The organism is Craurococcus roseus, from assembly GCF_039523795.1.
Lineage (GTDB): Bacteria > Pseudomonadota > Alphaproteobacteria > Acetobacterales > Acetobacteraceae > Craurococcus > Craurococcus roseus.
The window spans coordinates 122565-137776 of sequence record NZ_BAAAFZ010000007.1; the positions used below are offsets into that span (position 1 = coordinate 122565).

At 74.2% G+C, this 15212-nt stretch carries 14 protein-coding genes; 5 read left to right on the forward strand and 9 right to left on the reverse strand.

Going from position 1 to position 15212, the window contains the following annotated elements; all coding sequences use genetic code 11:
* The 3 genes from ABD067_RS02610 to ABD067_RS02620 all read left to right on the forward strand — a co-directional run.
* Positions 1-790: chromate transporter (locus ABD067_RS02610; RefSeq protein WP_343893588.1), on the forward strand; the 790-nt coding region annotated here is incomplete at its 5' end.
* 116 nt (positions 791-906) lie between these two features.
* On the forward strand, positions 907-1797 hold the full coding sequence (locus tag ABD067_RS02615; RefSeq protein WP_343893589.1) for a PhzF family phenazine biosynthesis protein: 891 nt from the start codon (positions 907-909) through the stop codon (positions 1795-1797).
* 62 nt (positions 1798-1859) lie between these two features.
* Positions 1860-3554 (forward strand): acyl-CoA dehydrogenase family protein, encoded by a 1695-nt coding sequence (locus tag ABD067_RS02620; protein ID WP_343893590.1) that lies wholly within the window; start codon positions 1860-1862, stop codon positions 3552-3554.
* Between the two features lie 6 nt (positions 3555-3560).
* On the opposite strand, the gene dmeF is transcribed toward ABD067_RS02620, so the two are convergent.
* The 9 genes from dmeF to ABD067_RS02665 are packed head-to-tail and all read right to left on the reverse strand — an operon-like array spanning position 3561 to position 13741.
* Positions 3561-4529, reverse strand: a complete 969-nt coding sequence (gene dmeF / locus ABD067_RS02625; protein ID WP_343893591.1) for a CDF family Co(II)/Ni(II) efflux transporter DmeF — start codon at positions 4527-4529, stop codon at positions 3561-3563.
* Positions 4526-5008, reverse strand: coding sequence for a Cu(I)-responsive transcriptional regulator (gene cueR / locus ABD067_RS02630; protein WP_343893592.1), 483 nt, complete (start codon positions 5006-5008; stop codon positions 4526-4528). Before cueR ends, dmeF begins: the two co-directional genes overlap by 4 nt.
* Positions 5005-7518: a heavy metal translocating P-type ATPase gene (locus ABD067_RS02635; RefSeq protein ID WP_343893593.1), complete on the reverse strand. Its 2514-nt coding sequence runs from the start codon at positions 7516-7518 to the stop codon at positions 5005-5007. Before ABD067_RS02635 ends, cueR begins: the two co-directional genes overlap by 4 nt.
* 54 nt (positions 7519-7572) lie before the next feature.
* Positions 7573-9453, reverse strand: coding sequence for a bifunctional sugar phosphate isomerase/epimerase/4-hydroxyphenylpyruvate dioxygenase family protein (locus ABD067_RS02640; RefSeq protein WP_343893594.1), 1881 nt, complete (start codon positions 9451-9453; stop codon positions 7573-7575).
* A gap of 13 nt (positions 9454-9466) precedes the next feature.
* The gene (pcaG, locus tag ABD067_RS02645) at positions 9467-10102 is read right to left on the reverse strand and encodes a protocatechuate 3,4-dioxygenase subunit alpha (RefSeq protein WP_343893595.1); all 636 of its coding nucleotides are present in this window, start codon (positions 10100-10102) and stop codon (positions 9467-9469) included.
* 3 nt (positions 10103-10105) lie between these two features.
* Positions 10106-10837, reverse strand: coding sequence for a protocatechuate 3,4-dioxygenase subunit beta (pcaH, locus tag ABD067_RS02650; RefSeq protein ID WP_343893596.1), 732 nt, complete (start codon positions 10835-10837; stop codon positions 10106-10108).
* A gap of 13 nt (positions 10838-10850) precedes the next feature.
* Positions 10851-11696, reverse strand: coding sequence for a BKACE family enzyme (locus tag ABD067_RS02655; protein WP_343893597.1), 846 nt, complete (start codon positions 11694-11696; stop codon positions 10851-10853).
* 35 nt (positions 11697-11731) lie between these two features.
* Positions 11732-12721, reverse strand: coding sequence for a Bug family tripartite tricarboxylate transporter substrate binding protein (locus tag ABD067_RS02660; protein ID WP_343893598.1), 990 nt, complete (start codon positions 12719-12721; stop codon positions 11732-11734).
* Positions 12722-12748: 27 nt separating this feature from the next.
* Positions 12749-13741 carry a Bug family tripartite tricarboxylate transporter substrate binding protein gene (locus tag ABD067_RS02665; protein WP_343893599.1) on the reverse strand — a complete coding sequence of 331 codons (993 nt, stop codon included), beginning with the start codon at positions 13739-13741 and terminating at the stop codon, positions 12749-12751.
* 153 nt (positions 13742-13894) lie between these two features.
* Between ABD067_RS02665 and ABD067_RS02670 the strand changes: the two genes are divergently transcribed.
* Positions 13895-14785 (forward strand): shikimate dehydrogenase, encoded by an 891-nt coding sequence (locus ABD067_RS02670; RefSeq protein ID WP_343893600.1) that lies wholly within the window; start codon positions 13895-13897, stop codon positions 14783-14785.
* Between the two features lie 44 nt (positions 14786-14829).
* Complete coding sequence (locus ABD067_RS02675) at positions 14830-15186, forward strand: gamma-glutamylcyclotransferase family protein (protein ID WP_343893601.1); 357 nt, start codon at positions 14830-14832, stop codon at positions 15184-15186.
* Positions 15187-15212: the final 26 nt, after the last annotated feature.

The following is a 15212-nucleotide window of genomic DNA, read 5'->3' on the forward strand; positions in this document are numbered from 1 at the left end:
GCCGCCGCCGGCGCACGGGAGCGCGAAGGACGGGCCGCCGGCGCTGCTGGACGCGCTGCTCGCGCGGGAGCCGGGGCGCATCGCGCGGCTGGCGGGGGCGGCGCGGCGGGCCGGCTTCGCGGCGCTGGCGCTTTGGCTGCTGCCGGTGCTGGCGCTGCTGCCGGTGGGCGGCGTGTTCGCCGACGTGGCGTGGTTCTTTTCCAAGATGGCGGTCTTCACCTTCGGGGGCGCCTACGCCGTGCTCGCCTACGTCGCGCAGGAAGCGGTGGAGGGCTACCGCTGGCTCTCCGCGGAGCAGATGCTGACAGGGCTGGGGCTGGCCGAGACCACGCCGGGGCCGCTGATCCTGGTGTTGCAATTCGTGGGCTTCCTCGCCGGGCACCAAGCGGCGGGCGCCGGCTTCTGGGGCGGCGCGGCGGGCGCCCTGCTGACGCTCTGGGTGACATTCGCGCCGTGCTTCGCGTGGATCTTCCTCGGCGCGCCCTTCGTGGAGCGGCTGCACGACCAACCGCGGCTCAAGGGCGCGCTGGCGGGGGTGACCGCGGCGGTGGTGGGCGTCATCGCCAACCTCGCGCTTTGGTTCGGGCTGCGGGTGCTGTTCGGCGCGCTGCGGGAGGTGCGGGCCGGGCCGCTGGCGGTGGACGTGCCGGTGGCGTCAAGCCTCGACCCGACGGCGGTGTTCCTGGCGGCGCTGGCGGCGTTTTGCCTGTTCCGCTTGCGCTTGGGCGTGGTGGCGACCTTGGCCGTCGCGGCGGTGGCGGGCTTGGGGGTGAAGCTGGCGACGGGCTGACCGCGCCCGGCGCCGGTGCGCGGCGGGCGCATGGCGGGCATGCCCCGTTCGGCGGTTGGCGGCGCGCCGCGGTGGCGGCGACCATGCCGGACCGAGCCGAAAGGGAGACGCCCGCGATGCCGGCCTACCGTTTCGTGACCGTGGACGTGTTCACCGACCGCCGATTCGGCGGCAACCCGCTCGCCGTGTTCCCGGACGCGCGCGGGCTCTCGGGCGCCGACATGCAGGCGCTGGCGGCGGAGTTCAACCTGAGCGAGACCACCTTCGTCCTTCCTCCGGAAGATCCGGCCAATACGGCGCGCGTGCGGATTTTCGTTCCCAAGGCGGAAATCCCCTTCGCCGGCCACCCCAACGTGGGCACGGGTTGGGTGCTGGCGCGGGAAGGGCGCGACCGCGACGGCGTGCTGCGGTTCGAGGAGAAGGCGGGCTTGGTGGAGGTGCGCGTGGAACGGGACGCGGCGGGCGGGCCGACGGGTGCCACCATCGCCGCGCCGCAGCCGCTCTCGCTCGGCCCGGAGATGCCGGCGGAAACTGTGGCCGGACTGGCCGGCATCGCGGCCGGCGATTTGGTGACGGCCGCGCACCGTCCGGTATGGGCCTCCGTCGGCAACCCGTTCTTCATCGCGGAGGTGACAGGGGAAGCGTTGACGCGGGCGGCGCCCGACCTCGGCGCGTTCCGCCGCGCCGCCACGGAACGGCCGGAGCAAGAGGGGCGGATCGCGCTGCACCTCTACGCGCGGGGGGGCGGCGGGCGCGTCCGCGCGCGGATGTTCGCGCCCCTCGCCGGCATCGTCGAGGACCCGGCGACCGGCAGCGCGAACGTGGCGCTCGGGGCGCTGCTGTTGTCGCTCTCGGGCGAGGAGGAAGCGCGCTACGAGGTCGCGCAGGGCGTGGAGATGGGCCGGCCGAGCCTGCTCCGCGTGGCGGCGCGGCGCGGACCCGACGGCATCCGCGCCACGGTGGGCGGCGGCTGCGTGCCGGTGCTGCGGGGGGAAGCGGAGGTCTAGGGCGGGGTTTGCGCGCGCGCGCCCACACGGGTGTACGCTTCGGAGGACGGGAGGACACCGCCATGCACATCGCGCCCCAGGACCGACGCGCTCCCCCATCCCCGTCTGGCGCGGCGGCGGTTCCGGATTCGGCGGGCGAGAACCTGTGGCGGAGCGACCCGGCCTTCGCGCGGCTGCTGCCGCTCTACCTGCCGGCCGACCTGCTGGCGGTGCTGCTGCCGCGGCTCGACCGGCTGGGCGCGCTGGCGGGGGGCGAACTGGACCGGCTCGCCGGCACGGCCGACCGCAACCCGCCCGTGCTGCGCCATCGCAACCGCCGGGGCGAGGATGCGGAGGCGGTCGAGTACCACCCGGCCTACCGCGAGATGGAGCGCATCGCCTTCGGCGAGTTGGGCTTGGCGGCGATGAGCCATCGGGCGGGGGTGTTCGGCTGGCCGGCGCCGCTGCCGCCGGCGGCGAAGTACGCCTTCACCTTCCTGTTCGCGCAGGCCGAGTTCGGGTTGCTCTGCCCGGTCAGCATGACGGACAGCTTGGCGCGGACGCTCCGCCGCTTCGGCGACCCGGCGCTGGTGGAGCGCTACCTGCCGCTGCTCGCCAGCCAGGACCTCGACGCGCTGCACCAGGGCGCGATGTTCATGACGGAACAGGGCGCGGGGTCGGACATCGCGGCGACCGCCGTTTCCGCTTCGCCGCGTGCGGATGGGACTTGGGCGCTCACCGGGGACAAGTGGTTCTGTTCCAACGCGGACGCGGAGCTGGCGCTGGTGCTGGCGCGGGTGGAGGGCGGGCCGCCGGGCCTCGCCGGCGTGGCGCTGTTCCTCTTGCCGCGCGTCCTGCCGGACGGCTCGGCCAACGCGTTCCGGATCGTGCGGCTGAAGGACAAGCTCGGCACCCGCTCCATGGCGAGCGGCGAAGTGCGGCTGGAGGGCGCGGCCGCGTGGCTGGTCGGCGAGCCGGGCGCCGGCTTCAAGCAGATGGCGGACATGGTGAACAACTCGCGCCTGTCCAACGCCGTGCGCTCGGCGGGCATGATGCGGCGGGCGGTGTCCGAGGCGCTGTTCTTGGCGCGGCGGCGCGTGGCGTTCGGGAAGCGCCTCGTCGAGATGCCGCTGATGCGGCGGCAGCTCGCCAAGATGCTGCTGCGCGCGGAGCAGGCGCGGACGATGGTGTTCCAGACCGCCGAGGCGCTGCGCCGCTCGGACGCGGGCGAGCCGGGCGCCTACCCGCTGCTCCGCATCCTGACGCCGCTGGTCAAGTTCCGCGCCTGCCGGGACGCGAGGACGGTCGCGGGCGACGCGATGGAGGTGCGGGGCGGCTGCGGCTACATCGAGGAATGGCCGGAGCCGCGGCTGCTGCGCGACTCGCACCTCGGCAGCATCTGGGAGGGCACGAGCAGCATCGTCGCGCTCGACGTGCTGCGGGCGGCGCGGCGGGAAGGCGGGCTGGACGCGCTCGCCGCCCACTTCCGCGGGCTGCTGGCGGAGGCGCCGATGGAGGGGGCCGCGGAGGCGTTCGGGCGCACGGCGGCGCTGGCGGGGCGGGCGCAGGACGACCCGGCCCTGGCCCGCGCGGCGGCGAGCGGCCTGTACCACGCGGCGAGCGCGGCGGGCATGGCGTGGGAGGCGGCGCGCACGGGCGACTCCGGCCGGGCCGCGCTGGCGCGCATGGTGCTGCGCCACCGCGTGCTGCCGCGCGACCCGCTCGCGCCGGAGGACCCGGACGCGGCGCTGCTGCCGGCGCTGCTCGAGGCGGCCTGAGCGCCGTCAGGCGGCCCGCGCCACCTCCACCGTGACGTGCCGGAGCATCGGGTACCCGGCGAGCCGGGCGCGGTAGGCGTCCGAGGGGCGCGGTTCGGGCGAGACGACCACGAGGATGGCGGCGTAGCAGCCGGGGCCGACGCGCCACAGGTGCAGGTCGGAGATGCGGTCGCCTTCCGCCTCGATCGTGTCGCGCACCCGCTGCGCCAGCTCCGGCGGGGCGTCGGCGTCGAGCAGGGCGAAGGCCGTGCGCCGCGCCAGCCCGACCGACCAAGCGGCGATCACCGCGGCGCCGACCGCGGCCATCGCCGGGTCGAGCCACGTCCAGCCGACGAACCAGCCGGCCAGCAGGGACAGGATGGCGAGCACGGAGGTGAGCGCGTCGGCGAGGACGTGGAGGTAGGCGGCGCGCAGGTTGTTGTCCGTCGCGGCGCGCTCCTCCGCGTGCGAGTGCTGGCCGTGGGCGTGGTCGCCGTGGTCTTCGTGGCCGTGGTGGTGGCCGTTGTGCCCGTGCCCGTGCCCGCCCAGCAGCCATGCGCTGGCGAGGTTCACCGCCAAGCCGATAACGGCGACCGCCAGGGCTTCGCCGAAGGCTATGGGCACCGGCGCCTGGAGCCGCTCCAACGCCTCCCACGCGATCAGCAGGGCGGTGAGGCCGAGCGCTATGGCGCTGGCGAAGCCGGCGAGGTCGCCGAACTTGCCGGTGCCGAAGGTGAAGCGCGGGTCGCGCTGGAAACGACGCGCGAGGGCGTAGGCCGCGACGCTGATGGAGAGCGCCGCGACGTGCGTGCCCATGTGCCAGCCGTCGGCGAGCAGGGCGAGCGAGCCGAACGCCGCGCCGGCGGCGATCTCGGCAGCCATGACCACCGCCGTCAGGGCGATGACGGCGACCGTGCGGCGGCTGTTGCGGTCGTGGTGGGCGCCCAGGAAGTCGTGGCCGTGCGGCTCGGCGGCGCGCGGGAGGCGCGGGGTCATGGGGCGGCGGCCGCCGCACGGCGCCGCGCCGCCGGCTTGCCCGCGACGGCTTTGCCGAAGCGCGCCGGCTCCGCCCTCGCCCGAGCCGGGGCGGCGCCCGCGAGGTCGGCCAGGATCGGGCACTCCGGCCGCGCGTCGCCGTGGCAGCTCTCGGCGAGGTGCGAGAGCGTGTCCACCATGCCTTCCAGCTCCGCGATGCGCCGGCGCAGCTCGGCGATGTGGCCGGTGGCGAGGGCCTTCACCTCCGCGCTCCGTCGCGAGCGGTCGCGCCACAGCGCCAGCAGGTCGGCGATGCCGTCCACGGTGAAGCCGAGGTCGCGGGCGCGGCGGACGAAGCGCAAAGCGTGGACATCGGCTTCCGTGTAGTGGCGGTAGCCGGCTTCCGAGCGCTCCGCCGGGGGCAGGAGGCCGCGCGCCTCGTACCAGCGGATCATCTTGGCCGAGACGCCTGAACGGCGCGCGGCCTCGCCGATGTTCATCGCCGCGCCCGCGCCCTCCCCGCCGGCCGGAAGCGCCGCAACCGCAGCGCGTTGCCCACCACGAAGACGCTCGACAGCGCCATGGCGCCGGCGGCGAGCATCGGCGAGAGCAGCGTGCCGTTCACCGGGTAGAGCGCGCCGGCCGCCAGGGGGATCAGGGCGGCGTTGTAGGCGAAGGCCCAGAACAGGTTCTCCCGGATGTTGCGCATGGTGGCGGCCGACAGCGCGATGGCGTCCGGCACGGCGGCGAGGTCGCCCGACACCAGCACCACGTCCGCCGCCTCCGCCGCGATGTCCGTGCCGCCGCCGACCGCGACGCCCACGTCGGCCGCGGCGAGGGCCGGCGCGTCGTTGATGCCGTCGCCGACAAAGGCGAGCGGCCCGTGTTCCCCGCGGAGGCGGCGGATGGCGGCGAGCTTGCCCTCCGGCGACACCTCGGCCACGACCTCCGCGATGCCGAGGCGGCGGGCGACGGCCTTCGCGGTGCGCGCGTCGTCGCCGGACACCAGCGCGACGGCGAGGCCGCGCTCCCGCAGGGCGGCGATGGCGGCCGGCGTGGTGTCCCGGATCGGGTCCGACACGGCGAGCACCGCCGCCAAGCGCCCGCCGATGGCGGCGTAAAGGGCGGTCTTGCCCTCGTCCGCGAGCCGCGCTGCTTCCTCGGCGAAGGGGGCGGGGTCGAGGCCGAGTTCGGCCATGAAGCGGCCGGAGCCGACCTCCACCCGCACGCCGCCGACGGTGGCGCGCACGCCCTTGCCGACCAGGACCTCGAACGCCTCGGCCTTCGCGGGCGCCGATCCCGCCGCGGCCGCCAGGGCGCGGGCGATGGGGTGCTCGGAGGGCGCTTCGGCGGCGGCGACAGCGGCGAGCACCTCCTCGCGGGCGAAGCCGGGCGCCGTGCGCAGGTCCGTCAGCTCCGGCCGGCCGCGCGTGAGGGTGCCGGTCTTGTCGAGCGCGACCACCCGCGTCTCGCTCAACGCCTGCAAGGCGTCGCCGCGGCGGAACAGCACGCCCAACGCGGCGCCCCGGCCGGTGCCGACCAGGATGGACACCGGCGTCGCCAAGCCCATCGCGCAGGGGCAGGCGATGATGAGCACCGCGACGCCGTTGACCAGCGCGAGCGCCGGGTCGGAGCCGAAGGCGAGCCAAGCGACGACGGTGAGGAGCGCGAGCGCCAGCACCGCGGGGACGAACCAGCGCGTCACCCGGTCCACCACCGCCTGGATCGGCAGCTTGGACGCCTGCGCGCCTTCCACCATGCGGACGATGCCGGCGAGCAGCGTGTCGGCGCCGGTGCGCGTCACGCGCACGAGGAGGGCGGCGGCGCCGTTCACCGTGCCGCCGACCACGGGGGCGCCTGCGGCCTTGCGGACCGGCATCGGCTCGCCCGTGACCATGGACTCGTCCACGTGGCTCTCGCCCTCGGCGACCTCGCCGTCGGCGGGCAGGCGCTCGCCGGGGCGCACCTCCACCACGTCGCCGGGCGCGAGTTCGCCGACCGGCACCTCCGCCACCGCGCCGTCGGGGCGGCGGAGGCGCGCGGTGCGCGGCTGCAACTCGACCAAGCGGCGGATGGCTTCGGAGGCGCTGTCCCTGGCCCGCGCTTCCAGCGTGCGGCCGAACAGGATCAGGGTGACGATGACCGCGGCGGCTTCGAAGTAGACGTTGGCGCTCCCCTCCGGCAGCAGGCCCGGGGCGAAGGTGGCGACGGTCGAGTAGCCCCAGGCCGCCGCCGTGCCGAGCGCGACGAGGGAGTTCATGTCGGGCGCGGCGCGCAGCAGCGCGGGGACGCCGTGGCGGAAGAAGCGCAGCCCCGGCCCGAACAGCACGGCGCTGGCGAGGACGAACTGCGCGACGCGCCAATTCCCCTCGCCGATCGTGCCGGCGATGACGTGGTGGAGCGCGGGGACGAGGTGCGATCCCATTTCCAAGAGGACCAGCGGCGCGGTCAGCAGGACGGCCAGCCGCAGGGAGCGCGCCAGCTCCGCGCGTTCGGCCTTGCGGCGCTCGGCGCCGGCGTCCACCGCTGCCCCTGCGTCGCCCTCCGGGGCCAGGGGCTTCGCCGCGTAACCGGCGGCTCCCACCGCGCGGGCGAGGCCGGCAGGGCTGGCCGCGCCGCCCGCGAGGCGCGCCCGCGCGCGCCCGGTGGCGACGTTGACACCGGCCTCCAGCACGCCCGGCACGGCGAGGAGGGCGCGCTCGACGCGGCCGGCGCAGGAGGCGCAGCTCATGCCTTCGACGGCGAGGTCCACGGACTCCTCCGCCACGGCGTAGCCGGCGGCCTCAACCGCGGCCACGGCGGCGCGCCCGTCGGCCGGGCCGTCGAAGGCCACCTCCGCGCGCCCCGTCGCCAGGTTGACGCTCGCGCCCTTGGCGCGGGGGAGCGCGGCCAAGGCGCGCTCCACCCGGCCGGCGCAAGAGGCGCAGGTCATCCCTTCGACCGCAAGGCTCAGGCGTTGCGCGGCGGGGGTGGCGGCGACGGGCGGGGTCGTCCGGACGGTCTGGTCCATCATGCTCGTCCAGATAAGGCTTCCCATTGTGGGAAGGTCAATGGCCCCGCGCGCCTAGCGCCGCTGCGGCCGCTGCTGGGCCGCCATGCGGGCGCCGGCGTTGGCCGCGCCGAAGCCGTCGTACCCGCCGGTGCGCTCGGCTACTTCGAAAAAGAACCGGTCCTGGAAGGGGAGCGTGTAGGCGTGGCGGAAGGCGCCGCCGCCGCCCGCCGGGTCGCCCCGGTCGAACAGCAGGTGGTGGCGTCGCAGCTCGGCCAGGGTTTCGCCGTCCAAGCCGAGGCGCGCGCCGAGGTCCTCGTAGTAGTTGCCCGGTATGTCGAGGAGCGGGGCGCCCCGTTCGGCTGCGGCCTCCGTCGCCGCCGCGGCGTCCGCCGTGCAGAAGGCGATGTGGTGAACGCCCGCGCCGGCGAAGGCGGACACGAAGCGGCCGGTGCCCGTGCGCCCGCTTTCCGATGTGTTCAGCGGCAGTCGCACGCTGCCGTGCCCGCCGGTGAAGGCGCGGGAGCGGACCAGGCCGTAGGGGTCGGGCAGTTCCCAGGCCTGGTTCGGCTCCAGGCCGAAGACGGCGCGGTAGAACAGGGAGAAGCTGTCCATCATGTCGGCGGTCAGCGCCTGGGCGACGTGGTCCACGCCGCCGAAGCGGCCCGGCTCCGGCGCGTCGGCCGCTGGGGGCGGTTCGAGGTGGAAGTCGTCCTCCCAGATCCGGCGCGTGGCGGTTTCCGTCGCTTCGATCAGGTAGACCAGCGTGCCGTCGGGCGCGCGCACGGCGGGGATGCGCCGCTCGCCCTCGCCGGTGCGCTCGCGGAAGGTGGGGGAGAGCAGCGCCTCCGCCCGGGCCAGCGCGCGCCCGGGGTCGTCCACGCGGAAGCCCATGGCGCAGACGCAGGGGCCGTGCTGCTCGAAGCGCTCGGAGGCGGCGCTGTCCGGCTCGGCGTTCAGCACCAGGTTGACGTCGCCGTTGCGGTGCAGGGTCACGGCCTTGGAGCGGTGGCGGCCGGCGAGGCGGAAGCCGAGCGTGCCGAGGAAGGCGCCGAGTTCCTCCGCGGCCGTCGCATCCACCGCGAACTCCACGAATTCGACGCCGGACAGGACCGGCGACGCGGGCAGTTCGGTGACGCCCGCAGCCTCCTCGGCCCAGATCAGGCCGCGCAGGCCGTCGCGGGCGATGCGGCGCGCGGGGGCGGAGCGGAACTCGTCGTTGAAGATCTCCAGGGAGAGCGGGCCGCGGTAGCCGGCGGCCAGCACGTCGCGCAGGAACGCGCCGACCGGGAGCTCGCCTTGGCCGGGGAAGCTGCGGTGGTGGCGGCTCCAGGAGAGCGGGTCCATGGACAGGCGCGGCGCGTCGGCGAGTTGGACGAAGAACAGCTTCTCGGCGGGCACCGCTTCCGTCAGCCCGGACAGGTCGTCGCCGAGGCAAAGGGTGTGGAAGCTGTCGAGGATGAGGCCGAGCGCCGGGTGGTCGGCGCGCTGGACGATCTCCCAAGCCTGCCGCCAACGGTTGACGCGCGTGCCCCAGGCCAACGCCTCGTAGCCGACGAGGAGGCCCCGGCGGGCGGCGCGCTCAGCCATCTCGCGCAGGTCGTCGGCGGCGCGCTCCGGCTCCGGCAGCGCCGCTGCCTGGACGTTGCTGCACACCAGCACCATGCGGGCGCCGAGCTGGTGCATGGTGTCGAACTTGCGCTCGGCGCGGTCGAGGTTGCGGGCGCGCTGCGGCTCCGGCATCGCTTCGAAGTCGCGGAAGGGCTGGAACAGCGCCACCTCCAGCCCGAGGTCGGAGCAGAGGCGACCGGCCTCGGCGGCGGTGCCCTCGTAGGTGAGGAGGTCGTTCTCGAAGATCTCCACCGCATCGAAGCCGGCCGCCGCGGCGGCTTCCAGCTTGTCGGGCAGCGTGCCGGAAAGGCAGACGGTGGCGACCGAACGCTTCCAATGCGGCATGGCCGCCTTCCCTTCAGACGTCGAAGAACACGGTCTCGTCCGGCCCTTGCAGGCGAATGTCGAGGACGTAGGCGGGCCGGCCGTCCCGCGTCTCTCGCCGCGCCAGCAGGGTGCGGCGCCGCTCCGGCGGGTCGATGATGTTGAGCACCGGGTCGGCGGCGTTGGCGGCTTCCTCGTCGGCGAAGTAGAGGCGCGTCGACAGGCCGAGGTTGATGCCGCGTGCCACGATCCAAAGGTTCACGTGCGGCGCCATCTTGCGGTGCCCGTGGCGGCCGGCGACGGCGCCGGGCTTGACCGTGTCGAGGAACCACACGCCCGTTTCGAAGTCGGTGCCGGCGCGGCCCCAGTTGCGGAAGGCGTGGTCGGGCGGCGCGCCCTCCTGCTTGTCAGCCGGATGCGGGTAGCGGCCGTTGGCGTCGGCCTGCCACGCCTCGACCAGCGCGTCGCGCACCAGGCCGCCGGCGCCGTCGAAGATGCGGCCTTCGATGCGGACGCGCTCACCCTTGGCGCCGGGGCCGGCCATCGGCTCGGTGCCGAGGTTGTTCTCGAAGATGTCGAAGCCGGCCTGCCGCGGGATCAGGCCGATGTGGACGTAGGGGCCGGCGGTCTGGGATGGCGATTCCGGCAGGTGGCTGCTGTCGTCGCTCATGGCTCAGTTCCCCTGCAGCTTGTTTTCGAACAGCGTGGAGCGGCGGCCGCGCAGCACGATGTCCCAGCGATAGGCCAGCGTGTGCAGCGGCACGGAGGCGCCAAGGTCGAGCTTCGCCACCAGCCGCTCCCGCGCGTCCGGGTCGGGGATGGTGGCGATGATGCTGTCGTGGCGGATCAGCGGGTCGCCCTCGAAGTACATCTGCGTGATGAGGCGTTGGGCGAAGCCGGAGCCGAAGACGGAGAAGTGCATGTGCGCCGGCCGCCAGTCGTTGAGCCGGTTGCGGTAGGGATAGGGCCCGGGCTTCACGGTGCGGAAGTGCCAGCGGCCTTCGTCGTCGGTGACGGCCCGGCCGCAGCCGCCGAAGTTGGGATCTATCGGCGCCTCGTAGCGGTCGTTCCTGTGGCGGTAACGGCCGGCACCGTTGGCCTGCCAAACCTCCACCAGCACGTTCGGCACCGGGCGCGCGTTGCCGTCCAGCACGCGGCCGTGGAGGATCACGCGCTCGCCGATCGGCTCTCCTCCTTCCCGCGCGTAATTGCGCAGGAGGTCGTTGTCGAGCGGGCCGAGTTCGTTGTAGCCGAATACGGGTCCGGTCACTTCGGAGAGGGAGTTCTGCAAGGAGATCAGCGGCAGGCGCGGCGAGCGCAGCACGCTGGTCTTGTAGATCGGCGTCAGCGCCGGCGGGTGCGACGCGGTGTCGCGGGCGATGAACTCGCTGTCGTGGTCGAGCATGGCGGCCCCTCCCTCAGGCGTTGCCGGCGGGCGCGAGGCCCAGCATCCGGCGCGCCTCGGCGGGCGACGCCGGGCGCCGGCCGTGCCGCGCCACCGCCTCGGCGGCCATGCGCACCAGCTCGGCGTTGCCCGACGCCAGCCGGTCCTTGGAGGCGCGGACGTTGTCCTCCAGACCGGTGCGCACCCCGTCCGCACCGCGGGCCAGCGCCCACTCCATCACCCGCGACTGGTTCGCGCCGATGCCGGCCGCGGTCCAGGTGGCGCGGGGCAGGACGCGCCGCAGTTCGCCCAGCAGGACGTCGAGCAGGCGCTCCTCCGCGGGCAGGGCGTTCTTCACGCCCATGACGAACTGCACGTGCGGCCTCTCGTCCATCAGCCCGGCGTCCACCAGCCGGCGGGCGCCGTGGATATGGGAGAGGTCGAAGACCTCGATCTCCGGCCGCACGCCGTTGTTCCGCATTTTAGTGGCCAGGTCCGTCACCAGCGCGGCCGGGTTCTCGTACACGATGGTCGGGAAGTTGACCGAGCCGGTGGAGAGCGAGGCCATGTCGGGCCGGAGCTCCAGCGCGTTGCCGCGGGCCGCCGGGTCGCGGCCGCGCCCGCCGGTCGAGAACTGCACGACCATGCCGGGGCAGTGCTTGCGCACCCCCTCCTGCACCTGGGCGAACAGGGCGGGGTCGGAGGACGGGCTCTCGTCGGGGTTGCGGACGTGGATGTGGACGAGCGAGGCGCCGGCCTCGAAGGCCTCGTGGGTGCTCTCGACCTGCTCGGCCGGCGTGGTCGGAACGGCGGGGTTGTCCTTCTTGCGCGGCACCGAGCCGGTGATGGCGACGGCGATGACGCAGGGTTCTCCGGCCATTGTGGTGTCCTCCTCCCGATGCGGCGCCGCGCGCGTCACTGCACGCGGATGTTCCTGGCGCGGATGACCTCGCGCCACTTGGCGTTCTCGGCCTCGAAGTAGGCGGGCCAGTCTTCCGGCGGGCGCACGTCGGGCGTCACGCCGAGCGCGGCCAGCCGCTCCAGCGTTTCCGGCGCTTCCATCGCGGCGCGCGCCGCGGCGCCGAGGCGGCGGACGATCGGCTCCGGTGTGCCGGCGGGCGCCAGGAGGGCGATGTGCTCCAGCACCTCGTAGTCCGGGAAGCCCTGCTCGCGGAAGGTGGGCACCTCCGGCGCGACGGGGCTGCGCTCGCGCGAGCTGATGGCGAGCGCGCGCAGGTCGCCCGATTGGATAAAGGGAACGAGGCCGGACGCGGCCTGCATCACCATTTGCGCTTCGCCCGTCAGCGTCCCTTGCACCGCCGGCGCGCCGCCGCGGTAGCCGACGTCTGGCATGTCGATGCCGGCGCTCTGGAGGAACAGCTCGGTGGCCAGGTGCGTGGAGGAGCCGGAACCGGAGTTGGCGTAGGCCATCCTGCTGTTCGGCTTCTTCGCCAATTCGATGAATTCCGCCAGCGTGCGGGCCGGGGACGCTTTGGGCACGACCAGGATGATCGGCATGGCGGCGACCAGGCCGATGCCGGTGAAGGCGCGGCCGTTGTCGTAGGGCAGTTGGTAGAGGTGCGGCGCCATTGCGTAGGTGCTCACGGTGCCGACCAGAAGCGTGTAGCCGTCCGGCCGGGCGCGGGCGACGGAGGCGAAGCCGATGGTGCCGTTGGCGCCGGTGCGGTTGTCCACCACGAAGGGGCGGCCGACGTCGCTCGAAAGCTTCGCCGCCAGGATGCGCGCCACCGCGTCGGTGGAGCCGCCCGCCGCCCAGGGCACCACCAGCGTCACCGGGCGGCTGGGGTAGTCGCCCTGGGCCTGGGCGCGGGCGGCGATGGACGCCGCGCCCGCGGCGCCGAGCGAGGCGGACAGGAAACGCCGGCGGCCGATCGGTCCAGTCATCCGTTCGCCTCCCCTGCCCCGCCCCTGCTACTCCAAGGTGATCCCGCGGGTTTTGATGACGTCGCCCCACTTCGCGCTCTCGGCGGCGAAGTAGGCGGGCCATTCCTCCGGCGTCCCCACGGTGGGGAAGATGGAGTTCTGCCGCAAGCGCTCCAGCACCTCCGGGTTCCGCATGGTCGCGGCGGTGGCGGCGGCCAGCTTGCGGAGGATCGGCGCCGGGGTGCCGGCGGGCGCCAGCAGGGCGAAGTCGCTGGTCGCCTCGTAGCCCGGGAAGTCGGACTCGGCGATGGTGGGCACCTCGGGGGCCAGCGGGTTGCGCTCCGGCGTGCTGACGCCGAGCGCGACGATCTTTTTGTCGGCCATGAGCGGCAGCGCCGTCACTCCGTCCACGAAGGCCATCTCCACCTCGCCGGTGATGAGCGCCTGCACCGCCGGGGCGCCGCCGCGGTAGGTCACGTTCTGCACGTCTATGCCCGCCGAGCGCAGGAACAGCTCGGTCGCCAAGTGCGCGGAGGAGCCGGCCCCGGAGGAGCCGTAGCTCAGCTTGCCCGGCTGCGCCTTGGCCTTGGCGATGAGGCCCTGGATGTCGTTCACGCCGAGCTTCGGGTTCACGCACAGGAAAATGGGGGAGACTGCGAGGCGGCCGGCGGAGGCGAACGCCTTGTCGTCGTCGTATCCGCGCTGCGGGAAGAGGTGCCGCGCCATGGCGTAGGTGGAGTTCACGCCGAGCAGGAGCGTGTGCCCGTCCGGCCGGGCGCGGGCGACGGAGGCGTGGCCGACGGTGCCGGAGGCGCCGGGGCGGTTGTCCACCACCACGTTGCCGTTCAGTTCCTTGGAGAGCTGCTGCGCCACCACGCGGGCGACGAAGTCGGTCGAGCCGCCGGGCGCCCAGGCGACAACCAGCGTCACCGGGCGGTTGCCGGGGTAGGCGTCCGCCGATTGCGCCCCGGCGGGGCGGGAGCCGGTGGCGGCGAGAAGGCCGAGGGCGGCCGTGCAGAGGCCGCGGCGGTTCAGGCGCATGGATTTCTCCTCCGTTTTCCCGACCGGGGCGTGGCGCCGTTCCGGCCCGCCCCGTTTTGCGTTGACGTGTACGTACCAGATAGTACATTAGCTCCGCAAGGGACGATTCGAGCCGAAAGCCGACTTTCGGCGTCGCCACGGAGGATCCGTCGCATGACCACCTGGGACAGCCGCCCCGCCCTGCTCGCGGGCCTCATCGGAACCGGCATCGGCGCTTCCCTCACCCCCGCCCTGCACGAGCGCGAGGGCGCGGAGCAAGGCCTGCGGTCCATCTACCGCCGGCTGGACCTCAGCGCGTTGGGCTTGGGCGTGGAAGCCTTGCCGGAACTGCTCACCGCCGCCGAACGGGTGGGCTTCGCCGGCCTCAACGTCACCCACCCTTGCAAGCAGGCGGTGATCCCGCTGCTGCACGAACTCTCGGACGACGCGCGGGCGCTCGGCGCGGTGAACACGGTGGTGCTGCGGGGCGGCAGACGTGTCGGCCACAACACCGATTGGTCGGGCTTCGCCGAGGGCTTCCGGCGCGGTTTGCCGGATGCCAAGCGGGACCGGGTGGCGCAGATCGGCGCGGGCGGCGCCGGCGCAGCCGTGGCGCACGCGATCCTGACGCTCGGCGCCACGCGGCTTTCCGTGTTCGACACCGACGGGGCGCGGGCGGAGGCGCTGGCGGACGCGCTGTGCGCCCGCTTCGGCGAGGGCCGCGCGGCGGCCGGGACCGACCTCCGCGGGGCGATGGCGGGGGCGGACGGCGTGGTGAACTGCACGCCGGTCGGCATGGCCAAGTACCCCGGCCTGCCGCTGCCCGCGGCGCTGCTGCGCCCGTCGCACTGGGTGGCGGAGATCGTCTACTTCCCGTTGGAAACCGAATTGCTGCGCGCCGCGCGGGCGCTCGGCTGCGCGACGCTGGACGGCGGCGGCATGGCGGTGTTCCAGGCGGTGGGCGCCTTCCGCCTGTTCACAGGGCTGGAGCCGGACGCGGAGCGGATGCTGCGGCATTTCAAAGACATGGTGTCGGAGGCGGCCCCGGACGCGCCGCGGACCTGACTCGCAGCAGCCCTGCCCCGGATGCGGGACTCCATGGCGGCGCGGTGCCGGCCCGCTACCGTCGCTACATGAACGCTGCGACCCGGCTTGCCACCTATGGCACGCTCGCGCCCGGACGGCCGAACCATCACCAGCTTGCCGGATTGAACGATCGCTGGGGCACCGGGATCGTCCGGGGTGATCTCGCCGCCGAAGGTTGGGGCGCCGGGCTCGGCTATCCGGCCCTCGTCCTCGACCCGCGCGGGGGACCGATCGAGGTGCGCGTTTTCGAGTCGGACGATCTGCCCGGCCATTGGTTCCGCTTGGATGCCTTCGAAGGCGAAGGCTACCGGCGCGTCGTCGCGGACGTCGAAACGCCGGGCGGAACAGTCCAGGCGTGGGTCTACGTGGCGGCGCGGTAGCGGGCGCCCGCCACGGGACAGGAGGT

What these genes read in the sequence shown, in the direction of transcription:
- ABD067_RS02615 (WP_343893589.1), top strand. Translation starts at nt 907, where the DNA reads ATGCCGGCCTACCGTTTCGTGACCGTGGACGTGTTCACCGACCGCCGA.
- ABD067_RS02620 (WP_343893590.1), top strand. Translation starts at nt 1,860, where the DNA reads ATGCACATCGCGCCCCAGGACCGACGCGCTCCCCCATCCCCGTCTGGC.
- dmeF (WP_343893591.1), bottom strand. Translation starts at nt 4,529, where the DNA reads ATGACCCCGCGCCTCCCGCGCGCCGCCGAGCCGCACGGCCACGACTTC.
- cueR (WP_343893592.1), bottom strand. Translation starts at nt 5,008, where the DNA reads ATGAACATCGGCGAGGCCGCGCGCCGTTCAGGCGTCTCGGCCAAGATG.
- ABD067_RS02635 (WP_343893593.1), bottom strand. Translation starts at nt 7,518, where the DNA reads ATGGACCAGACCGTCCGGACGACCCCGCCCGTCGCCGCCACCCCCGCC.
- ABD067_RS02640 (WP_343893594.1), bottom strand. Translation starts at nt 9,453, where the DNA reads ATGCCGCATTGGAAGCGTTCGGTCGCCACCGTCTGCCTTTCCGGCACG.
- pcaG (WP_343893595.1), bottom strand. Translation starts at nt 10,102, where the DNA reads ATGAGCGACGACAGCAGCCACCTGCCGGAATCGCCATCCCAGACCGCC.
- pcaH (WP_343893596.1), bottom strand. Translation starts at nt 10,837, where the DNA reads ATGCTCGACCACGACAGCGAGTTCATCGCCCGCGACACCGCGTCGCAC.
- ABD067_RS02655 (WP_343893597.1), bottom strand. Translation starts at nt 11,696, where the DNA reads ATGGCCGGAGAACCCTGCGTCATCGCCGTCGCCATCACCGGCTCGGTG.
- ABD067_RS02660 (WP_343893598.1), bottom strand. Translation starts at nt 12,721, where the DNA reads ATGACTGGACCGATCGGCCGCCGGCGTTTCCTGTCCGCCTCGCTCGGC.
- ABD067_RS02665 (WP_343893599.1), bottom strand. Translation starts at nt 13,741, where the DNA reads ATGCGCCTGAACCGCCGCGGCCTCTGCACGGCCGCCCTCGGCCTTCTC.
- ABD067_RS02670 (WP_343893600.1), top strand. Translation starts at nt 13,895, where the DNA reads ATGACCACCTGGGACAGCCGCCCCGCCCTGCTCGCGGGCCTCATCGGA.